The organism is Chromobacterium sphagni (genome assembly GCF_001855575.1).
Classification (GTDB): domain Bacteria; phylum Pseudomonadota; class Gammaproteobacteria; order Burkholderiales; family Chromobacteriaceae; genus Chromobacterium; species Chromobacterium sphagni.
In genome coordinates, this window is sequence record NZ_MKCS01000001.1 from 1802581 (window position 1) to 1819145 (window position 16565).

Consider the following 16565-nt stretch of genomic DNA (forward strand, 5'->3'; position numbering starts at 1 on the left):
GTTCAGGACTCCTTGATCAGTTCGGAAGCGGCCATCGCGCAGCTGCGGCTCTTGCTGGTGCCGGCGCGGCCCAAGAGTTCGAACCAGTCGGTGGCCAGGCCGCAGCCGCATTGCCCGGCCGGTTGCAGCACAGCCAGGTCGCTCATCACCATGCTGTGCGCCGGGCTGGAGGTGATGTAGGGCGACACCAGATGCAGGAAGCCGGGTTCGCCGTAGGGCTGGCGTTCCAGGGTGGCGGTGTGGCGGATGTAGGCGCGGGCGTAGCTGGGCACATGGAAACGGTGGTTCGGGCATTCGACATAAGGCACTGGATGCTCGACCGCGCCGTAGCCGTCGCGGCAGCGCGCGTCCGGCAGGCCCAGTTGTTCGCCCAGCCGGCGGTACAACTCCAGCTTGGGGATGGCCTGGTCGGCGTGGGTTTTCCAGCCGCCGCCGAGGAAAACCAGCGAATCCGGATGCAGCTGCAAGGACGGCAAGCCCATTTCCTGCATCCGTTCCAGCGTGAACCACAGGAAAGCCGGGAAGCCGAAGATGCGCACCGGCAGGCCTTCGGCGGCGAACTCCTGCAGCGCGCGGATGGCGCCGAAGGGATCGAACTCGTTGCCCTTGCCGTTGTGGCGCAGCGCGTAGACGGCGCGCTTGACCGGCGCGTACTTGCAGAGGAACTGGTCGGTGTAGGCGGTGCCCAGCGTGATGGCGCCGGCCGGCTCGTAGCTGAGCAGCAGGTAGTTGGCGGGCTGCTCCGGGGTGTTCCAGCCGTAGTGCTCGAAGATGCGGTCCACCATGCGCTGGGCGGCGCCTATGCTGCGCGCGTCGTAGCGCATGCGGCTTTTCTGGCCTGTGGTGCCCGACGAGGTCAGTTCCAGCGCGTCCTCGCCGGCCTTGCTCAGCAGCAGCTTGCGCTTGAAGTAATTGGCGAAGATGGGCGGCAGCTGCGACCAGTCTGACAGGCCGGCCAGCCGCTCCGGCGTCATGCCGTTCTGTTGCCGCCAGCGGCGGTAGCCGGGGCTGTGCTCGCAGTGGTAGTCGACCAGTTCGCGCATCGCGGCGTCGAACAGGCGGTCGCATTCGGCGTCGGCGCGATAGGGATGCTCCAGGCTGCAAAGCGCTTCGACATGGGCAAGTGTGTTCATTGTGACTCCGGTGTCGATGGGAAAGAGGGATCAGACGGGGCTAGGCTGCGCTTGCGGCGCGCGCAGCAGCCGCCACAGCAAAGGCGCGGCCAGCACTGCGGCCAGGCTGATGCCGGCGGCGAAGCGTTGCGGGCTGGCGCCGGCGTCCAGCCAGGCCAGCAGCGCGGCGCCGCCTCCCAGCGTCGCGGTGGACAGCATGCCCAGCATGGCGGCGACGCTGCCCTTGGCGCTGTCGCTGGCGAACAGGGTGAGCCGGTACAGCGCGGCGTTGCCCAGGCCCAGGCCGAAGGCGTAGACGGCAAGGCCGGCCACCAGCGCCGGCAGCGTCGGGTGCAGCGGAGTGAGCGCGCCGATCAGCAGCAAGCCGCAGCCCATAGGCGCCAGCGCCAGCCGCAGCACCTCGGGCAGATTCTTGCGGCCGGCCAGCCGGTTCAGCAGCAGGTTGCCGGCGATCACGCCGCCGAATACCGGCAGCTGCCACAGGCCGTATTCCAGATTGCTGTAACCCAGCTGGCGGACCAGCAGCAGCGGCGACAGGCCTATCCAGGCGATCAGGGGCAGCGTCAGCAGGCCCAGCGCCAGGCTGCCGCACAGCACGGTGGGATGGCGCAGCAGCGCCAGGTAATTGGCCAGCGCGGCGCGCAGCCGCAGCGGCGTCGGCGGCTGCATGCTGCCGTCGCGGCGGGGAACGCCCACCGTTTCCGGCATCAGCCGCCACAGGCCCAGCGTCACCAGCAAGGTGGCGCAGCCCAGCGCGGCGAACAGTTCCCGCCAGGACAGCGCGCCCAGCAGTAGGCTGCCCAGCAGCGGCCCGGCCAGCGGCGACAGCAGCGCGATATTGGCCAACAGCGCCATCAGCCGCACCGCGTCCTCTTCGGCGAAGGTTTCCTGCAGCGCCGGGTAGCTGACCACCACGATGAAGCCCAGGCCGATGCCCTGGGCGAAGCGCAGCAGGTTGAACCATTCGATCGCCTGCGCGCCGGAGGCGGCGAAACAGGCGGCGGCGAAGCCCACGGTGCCGGCCAGCAGCAAGGGGCGGCGGCCGAAGCGGTCGGACAGCGGGCCTATCAGCCACTGAAAGGCGACGCCGCCCAGTAGGAAGGCGTTGAAGGCGGTGGGCACGTGGCGGCTGTCGGCCCGCAGGTCCTGGGTGACGCGCAGCATGGCCGGCATCACCATGTCGCTGGCGAGGTAGGTGAGCAGCTCGAAGGCGGTGAGCAGCAGGCAGAACAGCAAAGCCTGGCGGCGCGGGATCGCTAGCAGGGGACGGAAGGTTTCGGCGGACATGGGGAACGGCTTTCTTGCTGCAGCGGCAAATAACGACGGCTGTGGGCGGGCATGGATGGGCGTCGGCCTGGCGGCGGAGCGTCCCGTCATTCAATCGGCGCACAGGATAGGTCAATAACGCAGATGCAATGCCTGTACTTAAGTATGGTTTTCCTATGCTTGTTGCTTGATTTTTTACTTTTATGGAATATGACGTCGCTTATTTGTATTTGATTGATATCAATGTGTTCTGGCAAACCGCGCTGCGGCATGGTTGCCGACAGGAGGAGCCATCCGTTTTCGGGATTGGGGCTTGGCTGGCGCCGGACCGCGGCGCTGAAGGCGGCTGCGGCGAGGGCCATGCTCATGTTATTTTCTGTGGCGGAGGCGGTTTTCGCCGCAGAAGGACAATCCATGGCGAGGGTGGTGATGAGAGGGTACGGTTTGTGGTCGGCGGCGTGGTTTGCCGCCTGGGCGAATCAGGCGGCGGCGCTGGACCTGGCTTCGATGTGGAATTTCGACCAGCCGCAGGCCAGCGAGCAGCGTTTCCGCGCCGCGCTGGCGACGGCCAGTCCGGATGAGGCGCTGATCCTGCAAACCCAGATCGCCCGCAGCCACGGCCTGCGCGGCGACTTCGCCGGCGCGCGGGCGATACTCGTTGCGATCGCGCCGCAATTGCCGCGGGCCGGCGCCGAGGCGCAGGTCCGCTACCAGCTGGAATGGGGGCGCAGCTGGATTTCGGCCACCCACCCGGCGGCCTTGCAAACCGATGCGGCCAGGGCGGAGGCGCGGCGCGCCTATCTGCGCGCTTTGGAGCTGGCGCGCGCGGCCAAGCTGGACGCGTTGGCGGTGGATGCGCTGCATATGTTGGCCTTTGTCGATGCCGAGCCGGCGGCGCAACTGCGCTGGGACCGGCAGGCGCTGGAGCTGGCACTGGCGTCCGGCCAAGCTGAGGCCAGGCAGTGGCAGGCCTCGCTGCGCAACAATATCGGCTATGCCTTGTACCAGCAGCGCGATTACCCCGCCGCGCTGGCCGAATTCCGCCAGGCCCTGGCCTTGCGGCAGCAGGGCAAGGATGCCGCGGCCACCCGGGTGGCGTGGTGGATGGTGGCCTGGACCCTGCACGCCGGGGGCGACGACGACGAGGCGCTGGCCATCCAGTTGCGGTTGGAGCGGGAAAACGACGCCGCCGGCGATCCCGACCCCGATGTTTTCGACGAACTGGCCAAGCTGTATCGCGCGCACGGCGATTCCGGCCGGGCGGAGTATTATGTCCGGCGGCGCCAGGAAGCCGCCGACCACGTTAACCACTGAATGCGATGGATGATGAAGAGACGACTCGTGTTGTGCGCCAGCCTGTGCGGCCTGCTATTGGCCGGCGTGTCCTACTATGCGGCGGCCGACAGCGACGCCTTGTGGCGTATCGTCGGCGAGCAGTGCGTGCCCAATCAGCAGCAGCAAGGCAGGCCGGACCCCTGCGCCGAGGTCAAGCTGCAGCGGGGCGTGGCGGTGCTGAAGGACCGCAACGGCGCGCTGCAGTACCTGCTGATTCCCACCAGCCGGGTCAGCGGCATCGAGAGTCCGCAGCTGCTGCGGGACGGCGTGCCGGATTACTGGCGCGAGGCCTGGCAGGCGCGGCGCTACATGGACCAGAAGCGCGGCGCCGCCTTGCCGCGCCAGGCGGTGTCGCTGGCGGTCAATTCGCAGTATGGTCGCAGCCAGAACCAGCTGCACATCCACATTTCCTGCGTCGACCCCACCGTGCGCCAGCAGATAGACGATCTGGATGACAGCCTGCCGAGGCGCTGGCGCCAGCTGCCGGTGGAGTTGCAAGGGCACGCCTATTGGGCGCGGCGCGTGGATGCCGATCCGGACGGCAATCCGGAGGGTGACCCGTTTCGCTTGCTGGCCAACGAACTGCCCGGCGCGGGAACCGAAATGGAGCGCTACGGCCTGGCCCTGTTGCCGGCGCGCTTCGCCGACGGCGACGGTTTCGTGCTGCTGGCCGGCCGCGCCGATCTGTTCCAGGTGAACCGCGGCTCGGCGGAAGAGCTGCAGGACCATGACTGCAAGGTGCTGGACCGCTAGGGTACGCCATCCGCCGCCGGGGAGCCATCCGCGGTATCATCGCGCCCTCTAAATCATGGCGTTGCCGGTTCCGATGCGGGGCCGGGGGCGCCGGCAAACGCGAAGGGACAGGCATGAAGCAGTCGTTGGGGCTGGTGTCGCTGGTGGTGCGGGATTACGACGAGGCCATCGATTTTTACGTCAACAAGCTGGGTTTCGAGCTAAGCGACGACAGCGCGCAGCCGGAGCAGAACAAGCGCTGGGTGGTGGTGACGCCGCCGGGCTCGCAGGCTGGCCTGCTGCTGGCTCAGGCCAGCAACGAGCGGCAGGCGGCGTTTATCGGCAACCAGGCCGGTGGCCGGGTGTGGCTGTTTCTCGACACCGACGACTTTTGGCGCGATTACGAGCGCTACCGCGCGGCCGGCGTGGAATTCGTCCGCCCGCCGCTGGAGCAGGACTACGGCACGGTGGCGGTATTCCGCGACCTGTACGGCAACCAGTGGGATTTGATCCAGCGCGGGGGCTGAGCAGGCTTTACTTCGCCTTGCGCGGCGGCTTGGCCAAGTCGGTTAGCACCCGCGATGCGGCGAACAGGCCGAAGCTGGCGGTCACCACCATGCCGGCGCCGAAGCCGGCGCAGGATAGGCCCTGCGGGCCGCGCGCCGGGTCGGCGTCGCAGGCCTGGGCCTGCGGGTAGATCAGCTGTTCGGTGGAGTAGACGCAGGGCACCCGCATCTTCTTGGCGTCGCGCTCGAAGCCGTGGTGGCGGCGCAGGTTGTAGCGCAGCTTGGACAGCAGCGGGTCCTGGGTGACTTCGGCGAGGTCCGCCAGCTTGATCTTGCTCGGGTCCATCTGGCCGCCGGCGCCGCCGGACACGATGAAGGGCTGGCGGCGCTTCACGCACCAGGCCGCCATCGCCGTCTTCACCCGCAGATTGTCTATGCAGTCGACGACGTAGTCGTAGCCCTGGCCCAGCATTGCATCCAGATTGTCCTCGGTGACGAAATCCTCTATCTCCACCACCCGGCAGGCCGGGTTGATGGCGCGCGCGCGCTCGGCCAGCGCGGTCACCTTGGCCATGCCGTACAGCGGGTCCAGCGCCGGCAACTGGCGGTTGGTGTTGGATTCGGCGACATTGTCCAGGTCGATCAGGGTCAGCGCGCCGATGGCGCTGCGCGCGAGCGCCTCCACCACCCAGGAGCCGACGCCGCCCACGCCCACCACGCAGACATGGGCGCCCTGGAAGCGGGCGAGCGCGTCGTCGCCGTACAGACGGGCAATGCCGCCGAAGCGGCGTTCTAGGTCGGCTGAGTGGTCCATCGGGATAACCTGTTGCGCGAAAAACGGCCAAGGATAACCAAGGCTGCGGCTTGGTGCCAGCCCCGCCGCGTTTCTCCTGCCGGCGGCGGGGGGCCGGTTTGGGCGCGGTGTGGCGTTTTCGGCCGGCGTGAAGATTTTTTTACAATCCAACTGCTTGATTGCGTGGAACCTTTTCCGCATTGGCCGTATCTTGACTGATACGCGTCCGGTTACTGGTGGGCGCGCGTCAGGGACCGGCATGAAGCGCCATCGGCGCGTCCTCCGCCGGCCAACTCTCAGCATTAGGGAGATTCCGATGAAGCAGCAAAGATTCGATATCGATCTGGACAAGCACTACAACGCCACTGTGGTGATCGCCTGCGAAGAATGCGGACGTGAAACGCGCCAACATCTGAGAACCATCCTTCCGGACCATCCCCTGCAGTGCAGCTGCGGCGCCGACATCTCGATGGCCGCGCCCGACATCCAGAAAGCCGAACGCCAGGCGGACGCCATCCGACAATCGTATCGAATACACTGATTTCAGTCTCTGACAATTGATCACGCTGCAACCGCCGGCAGCCTTAGCCGGCCTTATCGGGCTTAGGCTCGAATCCAGGAAGCACCAATAGACGCGGCGGCCATTCGGCCGCCGTTCCGCTTGGATGGCTTTGCGAGGCTGGGAATGGCGCGCGCTATTGCGCCAGCTGGGCGTCGTATTCGCGAAAACCGTTCTCCACCGCCGGGATGATGTCGAGGAATTCAAAATAGGGCTCGGTGCCTATCTTGCTGTCGCGCAGCGCGTCGATCAGGTAATAGAAATCCTTGATCGACTTGGTTTCGAACAGGGCGATGTCGCTGCAGCGGCCGGTGAAGGCCTCGGCGTCGAACCAGCGCATGCGCACGGCGGCATAGCGGGCGTAGATCGGCTGCAGCACTTCGGCTTCGAAGCGGCGGCGCTCCGGGCGGCTTAGCCGCAACCAGTTGGGGGTGACGCGCAACAGCGCGAAGAAAGCGTAGGTTTGCTGCATGGGTCAGGCTCCTGTGAAAGTGAAACCACGCAAATGTTTGCAGCCCCAACTTTAAGTTGGTTTGCATGAGGAAAAAACTCGTGTTTCACTAGACCGATGCCCTCCATTCCGCAAGCCCGAAAACAGCCGAGTCAGGCCCGTTCCCGCCACGCCGTCGCCGCCATCCTAGAGGCGGCTGCTCGCATTCTGGCGCGCGACGGCTATGCCGGCATGACCACCAACAAGGTGGCCGAGCTGGCCGGCGTCGCCATCGGCTCGCTGTATCAATACTTTCCCAATAAGCAAGCGCTGGTGGCCGCGCTGCACCGCCGCCACGGCGAGGAAACGCTGGCCGTGGTGGAGGCTACGCTGCGGCGCGGCGCGGCGCTGTCCCCCAGGCGACAATTGGCCGAACTGGTATCGGCGGTGCTGGCCCTGCATCAGCGCGAACTGGGCCTGCACCGGGTGCTGGAACGCGAGTGGCCGGCTTTCGACGAGCCGCCGCCCAGCAATCCGCAGGACGCTGCGCTGCGCGGCTGCGTGGCCGCCTGGCTGGACGGCATCGGCGTCGGCGCCGACCGGGCCGAAGTGCTGCTCAGGATGGCGGACAGCCTGATCCACGGCCTGCTGCTGGACGCCGAGCCGCCGCCGGATCTGGCGCAACTGATTAGCGACGCGCTGGCGGGCTTTCTGGGCCTGCCGGCGGAGAATTGACACCACCTGGGAGTGCGAATGATGAAGTGGATAGACCTGCGCAGCGATACCGTCACCCATCCGACGCCGGCGATGCGCCAGGCGATGTTCGACGCCGAGGTCGGCGACGACGTCTACGGCGACGATCCCACCGTGATCCGGCTGGAGGCGCTGGCGGCGGACAAATTGGGCAAGGAGGCGGCGCTGCTGGTGCCCAGCGGCACCTTCGGCAACCAGCTGGCGCTGTTCAGCCACTGTCGGCGCGGCGAGGAAGTGATCGTCGAGGACAGCAGCCACCTGGTCTGGCACGAGGCCGGCGGCGCGGCGGTGATCGCCGGCGTGCAGCTGCGCACCATCGAGGGCCGGGACGGCGTGATGGCGGCGGCGGACATCGAGCGGCGCATCCGTGTCGGCGACGACATCCATGAGCCGCGCACCGGCCTGATCTGTCTGGAAAACGCCCATGGCAACGGCAAGGTGCTGCCGCTGTCGGCGATGGCCGACACCGTGGCGCTGGCGCGCGCGCATGGCGTGCCGGTGCATCTGGACGGCGCGCGGGTGTTCAACGCCGCCGCCCACCTGGGCTGCGACGTGCGCGAGATCACCCGTCATGCCGACAGCGTGATGGCCTGTTTGTCCAAGGGCCTGGCCGCGCCCATCGGCTCCATCCTGGCAGGTTCCGTTGACTTCATCGCCCTGGCGCGCCGCAAGCGCAAGCTGCTGGGCGGCGGCATGCGCCAGGCCGGCGTGATCGCCGCGCCGGGCATCCTGGCGCTGACCGAAATGGCGGCGCGGCTGCCGGAAGACCACGCCAATGCCCGCTACCTGGCCGAGCGCCTGGCCGGCCTGCCCTGCATCGACATCCGGCCGGACGAGGTTCACATCAATCTGGTGTGGTTCCGCTTCAACGCCGACATCGACGGCGCGGAACTGATGGCGGCGTTGAAGCAGGCCGGTTTCCTGGCCAATCCGCCGCATCAGGGCATGATGCGCCTGGTCACCCACTGGCAGGTGGACCGCGACGATATCGACCGGCTGGTGGAGACCATGCGGCAAGTGCTTTGCGATTGAGCGGCGAGAGCCGGCTATAAACAAAGCGTGAATCGATGGGAGCTGGCCGCATGTGGCATCGCTTGCTGTCTGGCGCGCTGCTGGCGGCCGGGCTGTGCAATCCCTGGCTCCAGCCGGCGGCGGGAGAGGTCCGCGCCGCCGGGCTGGACGAGGTGAAGATCTATACCGACGACGATCCGCCCTACGTGATGGTGGCGGCGGACGGCGCGGTGGCGGGCGGCACCACGGTGGAGAAGGTGACGCGGGTGATGCGCAAGGTGGGGCTGCCTTTCAGCGCTCTGCAGGCGGTGCCTTGGGCGCGCGCCTACCAGGAGGCGAAAACCCGCCCCTACGCGATGGTGTTTCCCATCGCCAAAACCCGCGAGCGGTTGAAATACCTGGACTTCACCTTCAAGATCATCGATGCCGAGGTTTATTTCTATTGGCGGAGGAGCCGCGCCGATATCCAGCTGGCGTCGCTGGACGACGCCAAGAAATACTCGGTGTGCGTGGTGCGCAACGACTACCGGCAGGAATATCTGGAGAGCGAAGGCTTTCTCAAGCTGGACACCGCCGGCGACACCACCGAGAACGTCAGGAAATTCCTCGGCGGCCGCTGCGACCTGATCGTTTCCACCGAGACCGGCATGCTCAGCAAACTGAAGGCGCTGGGCGCGGAACGGGCGCAACTGGCGCGCGGAATGAAGTTGGACAAGTTGGACAGCGCCCTGTACGCGGCATTCAACAAGAACACTCCGCCGGAGGTGATCGCCCGCTTCAAGGCCGCCGCCGCCGAGGTGGAGTGAGCGGCGCGGATCGCCGCGACCCGTCGCTTTCCAGGAGATCTGCCGCCATGTTCCACAAACTGCTGTGCCTGCTCTGCGCTTGCCTGCTCGCCTGCCCGACGCTGGCCGAGCAACTGGTCAGCGTGGACAGCCGTCCCGGAGTGACGGTGCGCTTCCTGCTGCTGGAGCCGGCGGGGCCGGCGCGCGCCAGCCTGATCCTGTTCACCGGCGGCGAAGGGCAGCTCAAACTGTCCGACAGTGGCGAACTGGGCGCGGGAAAGAGCAATTTCCTGGTGCGCACCCGCCAGGGGTGGGCTGACATGGGTTTTAGGGTGGCGGTGGTGGACGCGCCGTCGGATCAACCGCGCGGCCTGCTCGGCGACTTCCGCGCCAGCGCCGAGCACGCGCGCGACATCGCCGCCGTCGCCGGCTATCTGAAACAGGGCGCGGCGCTGCCGCTGTGGCTGGCGGGCACTAGCCGCGGCACCACCTCGGCGGTGGCGGTGGCCTTGCAGCTGCCGGACCAGGTGAGCGGCCTGGTGCTGACCTCCAGCATAGACAGCGGCCGCGGCAGCCTGTCCGGCTTCGCGCTGGAGCGGTTGAAGGTGCCGGTGCTGATGATCCAGCACCGCCGCGACGAGTGCCGCTCCAGCCGCGCTTACGCTCTGGGCGCCATCATCGACAAGCTGCGTTCGGATCAGCCGCGCGAGCTGATGCTGATGGACGGCGGCAAGAGCGAGGGCGACCCGTGCCAGCCCTGGGCTTGGCACGGCTACCACGGCATCGAGCCGCGGGTGCTGAAGCTTGCCGGCGCCTGGATGCTCGCCCACGGCGCGCGCTAGCCGGCCGATTTGGCAGCCGCCGCCGCCGGTGCTACCCTCGCCGCCATTCCTTGAGTTTCCGGTATCGCCATGAACCCGTCCCACGATTCCCATCTCTGGCTGGAAAGCCTCGATTCCGAAGCCGCCGCCGCCTGGGTGGCGCAGCAAAACGCCCGCACCGAAAGCGTGCTGGACGCCGACCCGCGCTTTGCCGGCCTGCGCGCCGACATCCTGGCCCACCTGCGCGACACCCGGCAGATTCCGTACTTCGCCGAGCATGCCGGCTGGCTGTACAACTTTCACCAGGACGAGGCCCATCCGCGCGGCATCTACCGCCGCAGCACGCTGGACGCCTACCGCGCCGGCAGCCAGGACTGGCAGACGGTGCTGGACATCGACGCGCTGGCCGACGTCGACGAGCGCGACTGGTATCTGGATGGCGTGTCGCACTGCACGGTGATGCCGGAGCGGGCGCTGGTGCACCTGACCGACGGCGGCGGCGACGCCACCGTGGCGCGCGAATACGACATCGAGGCGCGGCAGTGGCTGGAGCAGGGTTTCCGCTTTCCGGAAGGCAAGAACCACATCGCCTGGCGCGATCCGGACAGCGCCTTCGTCTGCCCGGGCTGGAAGGGCGCGCCGCTGACCCGCGCCGGCTATCCGCGCGAAGTGTGGCTGGTGACGCGCGGCGCCGACGGCCAGCACGGCTGGACCCAGCTGTTCGCCGCTCCGGAGGACGCGATGATGGTGGCGGCCTGGCGCTTCCTCGACAGCGACGGCAGCGCGCTGGACCTGATCGAGGCCTCCGACGGCTTCTACCGCAAGACCTACCATCTGCTGGACGGCGCGCTGGAAACCCATGCCTTGCCGCTGCCGGACAAGGCGGAGATCGAGGCCTATATCGCCGGCGACTTCATCGTCAAGCTGGCAGAGGACTGGAACTGGCGCGGCGAGCGCTATCGCAGCGGCAGCCTGCTGGCGGTGAGCCTGGCCGGCCTGCTGGGCGAGGGCCCGGCGCCGCAGCTGCTGCAGGCGCCTCAGCCGCGACTTGCGGTGGCGGCGGTGGAAACCACCCGCAGCCTGTTGCTGGTCAACCTGCTGGACAATGTCAAAAGCCGGCTGCTGGCCTTCGCCAAGCAGGACGGCGTCTGGCTGCCGCGCGCCTTGCCTGTGCCGGAGGGCGGGGTGGTCGAGTTTGCCGACCAGCCCTGGCAGAGCGACATCCTCTACTACAGCTACAGCGACTTCCTCACGCCAGGCGGCCTGTACCGGCTGGATGTCGCCTGCGGCGAGGGCGAGTGCCTGCGCCAGCAGCCGGCGGCCTTCGACCCCGCGCCCTATGTGGCCGAGCAATGGCAGGCGCGCGCGCCGGACGGCGAGATGATCCCCTACTTCGTGGTGCGCCGCCGCGACGCGGCGTTCGACGGCGGCGCGCCGACGCTGCTGTACGGCTACGGCGGCTTCGAGGTGCCGATGCTGCCGTATTACATTGAAAACTTCGGCCCGCACTGGCTGGCCAAGGGCGGCGCCTTTGTGCTGGCCTGCATCCGCGGTGGCGGCGAGTTCGGTCCGCGCTGGCACCAGGCGGCGCAGGGCGCCAAGCGCCAGGTCAGCTTCGACGATTTCCTGGCGGTGGCGCAGGACCTGATTTCCCGCAAACTGACTTCTCCGGCCAAGCTGGGGATAGAGGGCGGCAGCAACGGCGGCCTCTTGGTGGGCGCGGCGATGGCGCAGCGACCGGAACTGTTCGGCGCGGTGGTGTGCGAGGTGCCGCTGCTGGACATGCTGCGCTACACCGAGCTGCTGGCCGGCGCCAGTTGGATAGACGAGTACGGCGATCCGGACGACGAGGCCGAGCGCGCAGCGCTGGCGGCCTATTCGCCCTACCATCACCTGCGCGCCGACGCCCGTTACCCGCTGGCGCTGTTCACCACCAGCGGCAGCGACGACCGCGTCCATCCCGGCCACGCGCGCAAGATGGCGGCGCGGCTGTTGGAGTTGGGCCATGACGCGCTGTTCTACGAAACCAATGGCGGCGGCCATTCCGGCAACGCTGGCCAGGACGACACGGCCACCGAACTGGCACGGGTACTGGTGTACCTGTACCAGCGGCTGATGGACTGAGTCCGCCGCGGCCGCAGTAAAAAAGGGCGCTTCGACGTCCTTTTTTGTCGTCTGCCGACCGGCGGGCGGACGGACGGACTATCGATGCGGATCGCATGGATTCGATTGCTGATTGCCCGCCGCGCGGCGTACCATCGGGCATCGGCGGCGCGGCTCGCCGCCGGCACAAAACGATAAAGAGGAAAACCATGCAAGCAAGAAAATTGCTGCCGCTGGCGCTGCTGTTGTGCCTGCAGGCGGCCTGGGCCGATGGCGGCGGGCTGGATTACGGCAGCTACGGCATAGACTTCAAAGGCATCGACCGCTCGGTGCGCATCCAGGACAACATCTCCTTGTACGCCAACGGCGCCTGGATGAAACAGACCGAGATCCCGGCCGACCGCTCGTCCACCGGCGTGGCGGAGCTGCTGTACGACCGCAATCAGCAGCGGGTGCGGGAAATCATCGAGCAGGCCGGCAACGACGGCTCCACGCCGGAGGCGCGTCAGATCGCCGATCTCTACCGCAGCTTCATGGACGAAGCCGCCATCGCCCGCGCCGGCCTGAAGCCGCTGGAGTCCAAGCTGGCCGCCATCGCCGCGTTGGCTAACCAGCAGCAGGCCATCGCCTATATGGGCAGGCTGCAGAACCAGCCCGAGGACACGCCGTTCCGCTTTTACGTGGCGCCGGACGCCAAAAACTCGTCGGTCTACCTGGCTGGCGTCAGCCAGTCCGGCCTGGCTATGGACCGCGACTACTATCTGGGCAAGTCGGCCGATTTTGCCGCCGCGCGCAAGGCCTATCAAGGCTATTTGACCCGACTGCTGACCCTGGCCGGAGAAAAGCGCGCCGCGCGCCGCGCCGCCGCGGTGCTGGCGCTGGAAACCCGCATTGCCCGCATCCAGTGGAGCAATGTGGAAAACCGCGACATCCAGAAGACCTACCACAAGGTGCCGGTGGCTGATCTGGGCACACAGCTGCCGGGCTACGACTGGCCACGGCAACTGGCTGACGCCCAGTTGTCCGCCGCCAAGGATGTCAACCTGGACCAGGCGAGCTACCTGGCGAAGCTGCCGGCGGTGCTGCTGGCCACCCCGATAGCGGTGTTGCGCGACTATCTGACCCTGCGCACGCTGGACGCCTACGCCGGCTATCTGGACAAGTCGTGGGCCGCCGCGCGCTTCGACTTCTACGGCAAGGCGCTGGATGGCCGCAGCGTGGACAGGCCGCGCTGGAAGAAGGCGGTGACGCTGGTGGACGAGGGCATAGGCGAGGCGGTGGGCAAGCTGTACGTGGCCAAGTACTTCACGGCCGAAGCCAAGCGCCAGGCCGACGAGCTGGTGCGCAATCTGCTCAGCTCCTACGACCAGAGCATAGACAAACTGGCGTGGATGAGCCCGGAAACCAAGCAGGAGGCCCATCTGAAGCTGTCCAAGTACACGCCCAAGATAGGCTATCCGGATAGCTGGCGCGATTATTCCAGCTTGGCGATCCGGCCGGACGACCTGGCAGGCAACGTCGCGCGCATTTCCGAGTTCAACTACCGCCGCCAGAGCCAGCATCTGGGCCAACCGGTGGACCGCAAGGAATGGGGGATGACGCCGCAGACCGTCAACGCCTACTACAACCCGTCCAACAACGAGATCGTGTTCCCGGCCGCCATCCTGCAGGCGCCGTACTTCGACCCGGCCTACGATCTGGCGGTCAACTACGGCAGCATAGGCGCCACCATAGGCCACGAGATCAGCCACGGCTTCGACGACCAGGGCCACCAATTCGACGGCGACGGCAATATGCGCAACTGGTGGACGCCGGCCGACGAGAAGCGTTTCCGGGAGGAAACCGCCCGCCTGGTGGCGCAATACAGCCGCTTCGAGCCGGTGAAGGGCCAGCACGTCAACGGCGAACTGACGCTGGGCGAGAACATCGCCGACAACGCCGGCCTGGAGGTGGCGTACAAGGCCTACCATCTGGCGCTGGGCGGCAAGGAGGCGCCGGTGATCGACGGCCTGACGGGAGATCAACGCTTCTTCATCGCCTTCGCCCAGTCATGGCGCAGCAAGGCCCGCGACGCTTCGGTGCTCAAGCAGCTGGTATCCGACCCGCACACGCCGGACCTGTGGCGGCCGATCGGCACCGTCAGCAATATGGACCCGTTCTATCAGGCTTTCGACGTCAAGCCGGGCGACAAGATGTACCTGCCCAAGGAGCAGCGCTTCCACCTGTGGTGGTAAAAAAGCCGGGCTCCGTGAGGAGCCCGGCTGTCGGCATGGCGCGCGGCTCAGCCCTTACCACTTGTCCTTGTCGGCGGCGAACATGCCGCCTTCGGACTTGTGCTTTTTGGCGGCGGCCTTCTTGCCGGCCGCCGGCGCGGAGGCTTCGGCCCTGGCCGTCGGCGCGGTCGCCAGCTCACGTAGTTGCAGGCCGCCCGGGGGCACCTGTTCCAGCGGCATCCGCACATTTTCCAGATGGCCTTGCGACATCGTCGGCGTGACTTTGTCCACCACCACTTCGCAGCAGTCGTACTCGGCGCGGCCCAGCGATTGCCCAGTCTGCGGGTCCTTCACTTCCTGGCCCAGCGAAACCAGCTTATAGCGAGAGCCTTCGCGGACGGACTGGCCGCCCTGGCTGAGGATCACGTTGTTGCCGGTGCGCGAGGCCACGGTGATCGGAAAGGTCCTGACCAGGATGGCGCTGACGATGCGGTCGACGATCTGGCCCTCCATGCCGCGGCGGATGCCGTCGGCGGCGCCGTCGCCCAGCTTGCCGCTATTGCCGCTGAGCATGCTGGACAGCTGCACTTGGCGGTTGGCCACGTTGATGACGCGCTGGGACAGGTTCCAGCTACCCTTGCCCTTGTCGTAGCCGAAGGCCGTGATGTGTCCGGTCCAGATCAGGTCCGCGCTGAGCGCCTGGCTGATCTTAGAGCGTTCGGCCGACGGTGTTTGCCCAGAGCTGATCATGTCCAGCTCCTGCTGCACGTCATCGCTCAGCTCGCGGTCCAGTACCGAGAAACGCCCGGTGTTGGTCAGCGCGTCCAGCGTCTGCTGGTGGATTTCGCTGGCAATCTGCGCGGCAGGCACCTGGATGCCGGCTACTTTGAACGCCTCCTTGTCGATGTACACCGGGCCGACCACGATCTTCAGCTTGCCGGCGCTGGCAGGCTGCGAGAACTTGGCGATCTTGGCTTCGATCGTGGCTTTGTAGCTCTTGCTCAGCAGACCGGGCTCTTCCATCTTCACCAGCTTGAAGCCGGTGACCACGCCGCCGGACTCCTGCGCGACGTACTCGGTGAAAGCATGGGCGCTCAGTTGCTCGGCGTCCTTGCCGGCGGCGGCGGACAGCACCATCTTGACCTGTTCCGAGGCCATGTCGAAGGATGCGCCGTTGGTCTGTTTGATGGCCAGCTTCAGCGCTTCCTCCACCGCTTCGGCGGCGGAGGCGCCGTTGCCGGTCGCGGTGGCCGCCACCGAGTCCAGCTTGCCTACATCCGGCAACGCCTGGCCTGCGGCGCTGGCCGGCTCAGGCCTGGACGCGCTGGCGGCGTCGTCTTTGTGCGAGCACGCCATCAGGCCCAGGGCCAGTGTGGCTGCGCCCATCACCTGTCGCAATTTCATGTCGTCTCCTTAGGATGGCGTCGCTGCGATCACAGCGCCGAAGTGGCGTCCTTGGGAACCGGGATGTCGTTGCTCTTGGCAAAGCTCACCGCCTGTTTCAGCGCCTCATAGAGGTTCTTGCTGTTGGACGGCAGGCTAGTGACGATGTAAGCGCCGGAAGACAGCTTGGGCAGGTCAAGCGGAGAGGCGGCGGCCAGCGCGTTTTTGAAGCCGCTGAACTGGTTGGCCATCTTGGTGTACTTCAGCATGCCCTTGCCCAGCGAGGCGAGGCCATCGGCGTAGGTTTTCTTGGACTCGGCGTCCATGGCGCTGCCGGCATTCTTCTGGCGCTCGCTGATGATCTTGGATACATCGCTCTGCACCGAGTCGGCCTTGCTCAGGTTGTCCTTGGTGGCGCCGGAGGTCAGGGCGTCGGCCTCGGCCTTGGCCAGCGCCGCCGCGTCCTTGGCGCCCAGCGCCGAGGCCATCAGCGACTGCGCCATCAGTACCTGCTTGTTGGCGCCGGTGTAGGACTCCACCAGTTGCTGTTGCTGGCCGACCAGATCGCCGCCGCTGGCGTTGCTGCCGGCCGCGCCGGTCAGGCTGGTCACGGCGTCGAACATGCCGGCCTGGGTTTGGATGGAAGTCAGGGTCAGGGCGGCCAGGGCCGATACGATCAAAGTCTTGCGCATTTTCATCTCCAAAATATTCAAATTTTCAGGTGGAACGGGGAAATACCGGC

General features: G+C 66.9%; 17 protein-coding genes. 10 read left to right on the forward strand and 7 right to left on the reverse strand.

What is annotated here, in order from left to right; genetic code table 11:
- Positions 1-2 precede the first annotated feature (2 nt).
- The 3 genes from BI347_RS08515 to BI347_RS23510 form a co-directional block, all read right to left on the reverse strand.
- Positions 3-1133 carry a LuxE/PaaK family acyltransferase gene (locus BI347_RS08515; protein ID WP_071111961.1) on the reverse strand — a complete coding sequence of 377 codons (1131 nt, stop codon included), beginning with the start codon at positions 1131-1133 and terminating at the stop codon, positions 3-5.
- A 30-nt stretch (positions 1134-1163) separates the two neighbouring features.
- Entirely contained in the window at positions 1164-2420 is a 1257-nt protein-coding gene (locus tag BI347_RS08520; RefSeq protein WP_071111962.1) for an MdfA family multidrug efflux MFS transporter, read from the reverse strand.
- An 86-nt stretch (positions 2421-2506) separates the two neighbouring features.
- Positions 2507-2767, reverse strand: a complete 261-nt coding sequence (locus tag BI347_RS23510; RefSeq protein WP_139166894.1) for a hypothetical protein — start codon at positions 2765-2767, stop codon at positions 2507-2509.
- A 46-nt stretch (positions 2768-2813) separates the two neighbouring features.
- Here BI347_RS23510 and BI347_RS08525 point away from each other — a divergent pair, with 46 nt between their 5' ends.
- The 3 genes from BI347_RS08525 (at position 2814) to BI347_RS08535 (ending at position 4993) form a co-directional block, all read left to right on the forward strand.
- A complete protein-coding gene (locus BI347_RS08525) occupies positions 2814-3713 on the forward strand; it encodes a tetratricopeptide repeat protein (protein ID WP_139167196.1) in 900 nt (299 codons plus the stop codon).
- Between the two features lie 12 nt (positions 3714-3725).
- Positions 3726-4487, forward strand: a complete 762-nt coding sequence (locus BI347_RS08530) for a CDP-diacylglycerol diphosphatase (RefSeq protein ID WP_071116377.1) — start codon at positions 3726-3728, stop codon at positions 4485-4487.
- Positions 4488-4600: 113 nt separating this feature from the next.
- Entirely contained in the window at positions 4601-4993 is a 393-nt protein-coding gene (locus BI347_RS08535; protein ID WP_071111964.1) for a VOC family protein, read from the forward strand.
- Between the two features lie 7 nt (positions 4994-5000).
- Here BI347_RS08535 and BI347_RS08540 read toward each other — a convergent pair whose 3' ends face one another.
- Positions 5001-5786, reverse strand: coding sequence for a tRNA threonylcarbamoyladenosine dehydratase (locus BI347_RS08540; RefSeq protein WP_071111965.1), 786 nt, complete (start codon positions 5784-5786; stop codon positions 5001-5003).
- A gap of 295 nt (positions 5787-6081) precedes the next feature.
- Here BI347_RS08540 and BI347_RS08545 point away from each other — a divergent pair, with 295 nt between their 5' ends.
- On the forward strand, positions 6082-6306 hold the full coding sequence (locus BI347_RS08545) for a hypothetical protein (RefSeq protein ID WP_071111966.1): 225 nt from the start codon (positions 6082-6084) through the stop codon (positions 6304-6306).
- A gap of 154 nt (positions 6307-6460) precedes the next feature.
- On the opposite strand, the gene BI347_RS08550 is transcribed toward BI347_RS08545, so the two are convergent.
- Positions 6461-6796, reverse strand: coding sequence for a darcynin family protein (locus BI347_RS08550; protein ID WP_071115713.1), 336 nt, complete (start codon positions 6794-6796; stop codon positions 6461-6463).
- A gap of 96 nt (positions 6797-6892) precedes the next feature.
- On the opposite strand from BI347_RS08550, the gene BI347_RS08555 reads away from it, so the two are divergent.
- The 6 genes from BI347_RS08555 to BI347_RS08580 all read left to right on the forward strand — a co-directional run bounded on the left by BI347_RS08555 (position 6893) and on the right by BI347_RS08580 (position 14461).
- A complete protein-coding gene (locus tag BI347_RS08555) occupies positions 6893-7489 on the forward strand; it encodes a TetR/AcrR family transcriptional regulator (RefSeq protein WP_071111967.1) in 597 nt (198 codons plus the stop codon).
- 18 nt (positions 7490-7507) lie between these two features.
- Positions 7508-8539, forward strand: coding sequence for a low-specificity L-threonine aldolase (gene ltaE, locus BI347_RS08560; protein WP_239690847.1), 1032 nt, complete (start codon positions 7508-7510; stop codon positions 8537-8539).
- 50 nt (positions 8540-8589) lie between these two features.
- Complete coding sequence (locus tag BI347_RS08565) at positions 8590-9324, forward strand: substrate-binding periplasmic protein (protein WP_071111968.1); 735 nt, start codon at positions 8590-8592, stop codon at positions 9322-9324.
- A gap of 47 nt (positions 9325-9371) precedes the next feature.
- Positions 9372-10145, forward strand: coding sequence for an alpha/beta hydrolase (locus tag BI347_RS08570; RefSeq protein ID WP_071111969.1), 774 nt, complete (start codon positions 9372-9374; stop codon positions 10143-10145).
- 69 nt (positions 10146-10214) lie between these two features.
- Positions 10215-12248 carry a prolyl oligopeptidase family serine peptidase gene (locus tag BI347_RS08575; RefSeq protein WP_071115714.1) on the forward strand — a complete coding sequence of 678 codons (2034 nt, stop codon included), beginning with the start codon at positions 10215-10217 and terminating at the stop codon, positions 12246-12248.
- 188 nt (positions 12249-12436) lie between these two features.
- Positions 12437-14461: a M13 family metallopeptidase gene (locus BI347_RS08580; RefSeq protein ID WP_239690848.1), complete on the forward strand. Its 2025-nt coding sequence runs from the start codon at positions 12437-12439 to the stop codon at positions 14459-14461.
- Positions 14462-14515: 54 nt separating this feature from the next.
- Here the strand turns inward: BI347_RS08580 and BI347_RS08585 are convergent, their stop codons facing one another.
- Entirely contained in the window at positions 14516-15844 is a 1329-nt protein-coding gene (locus tag BI347_RS08585; RefSeq protein ID WP_071111971.1) for a CsgG/HfaB family protein, read from the reverse strand.
- A 29-nt stretch (positions 15845-15873) separates the two neighbouring features.
- On the reverse strand, positions 15874-16515 hold the full coding sequence (locus BI347_RS08590; RefSeq protein ID WP_083338772.1) for a hypothetical protein: 642 nt from the start codon (positions 16513-16515) through the stop codon (positions 15874-15876).
- Between the last annotated feature and the right edge of the window lie 50 nt (positions 16516-16565).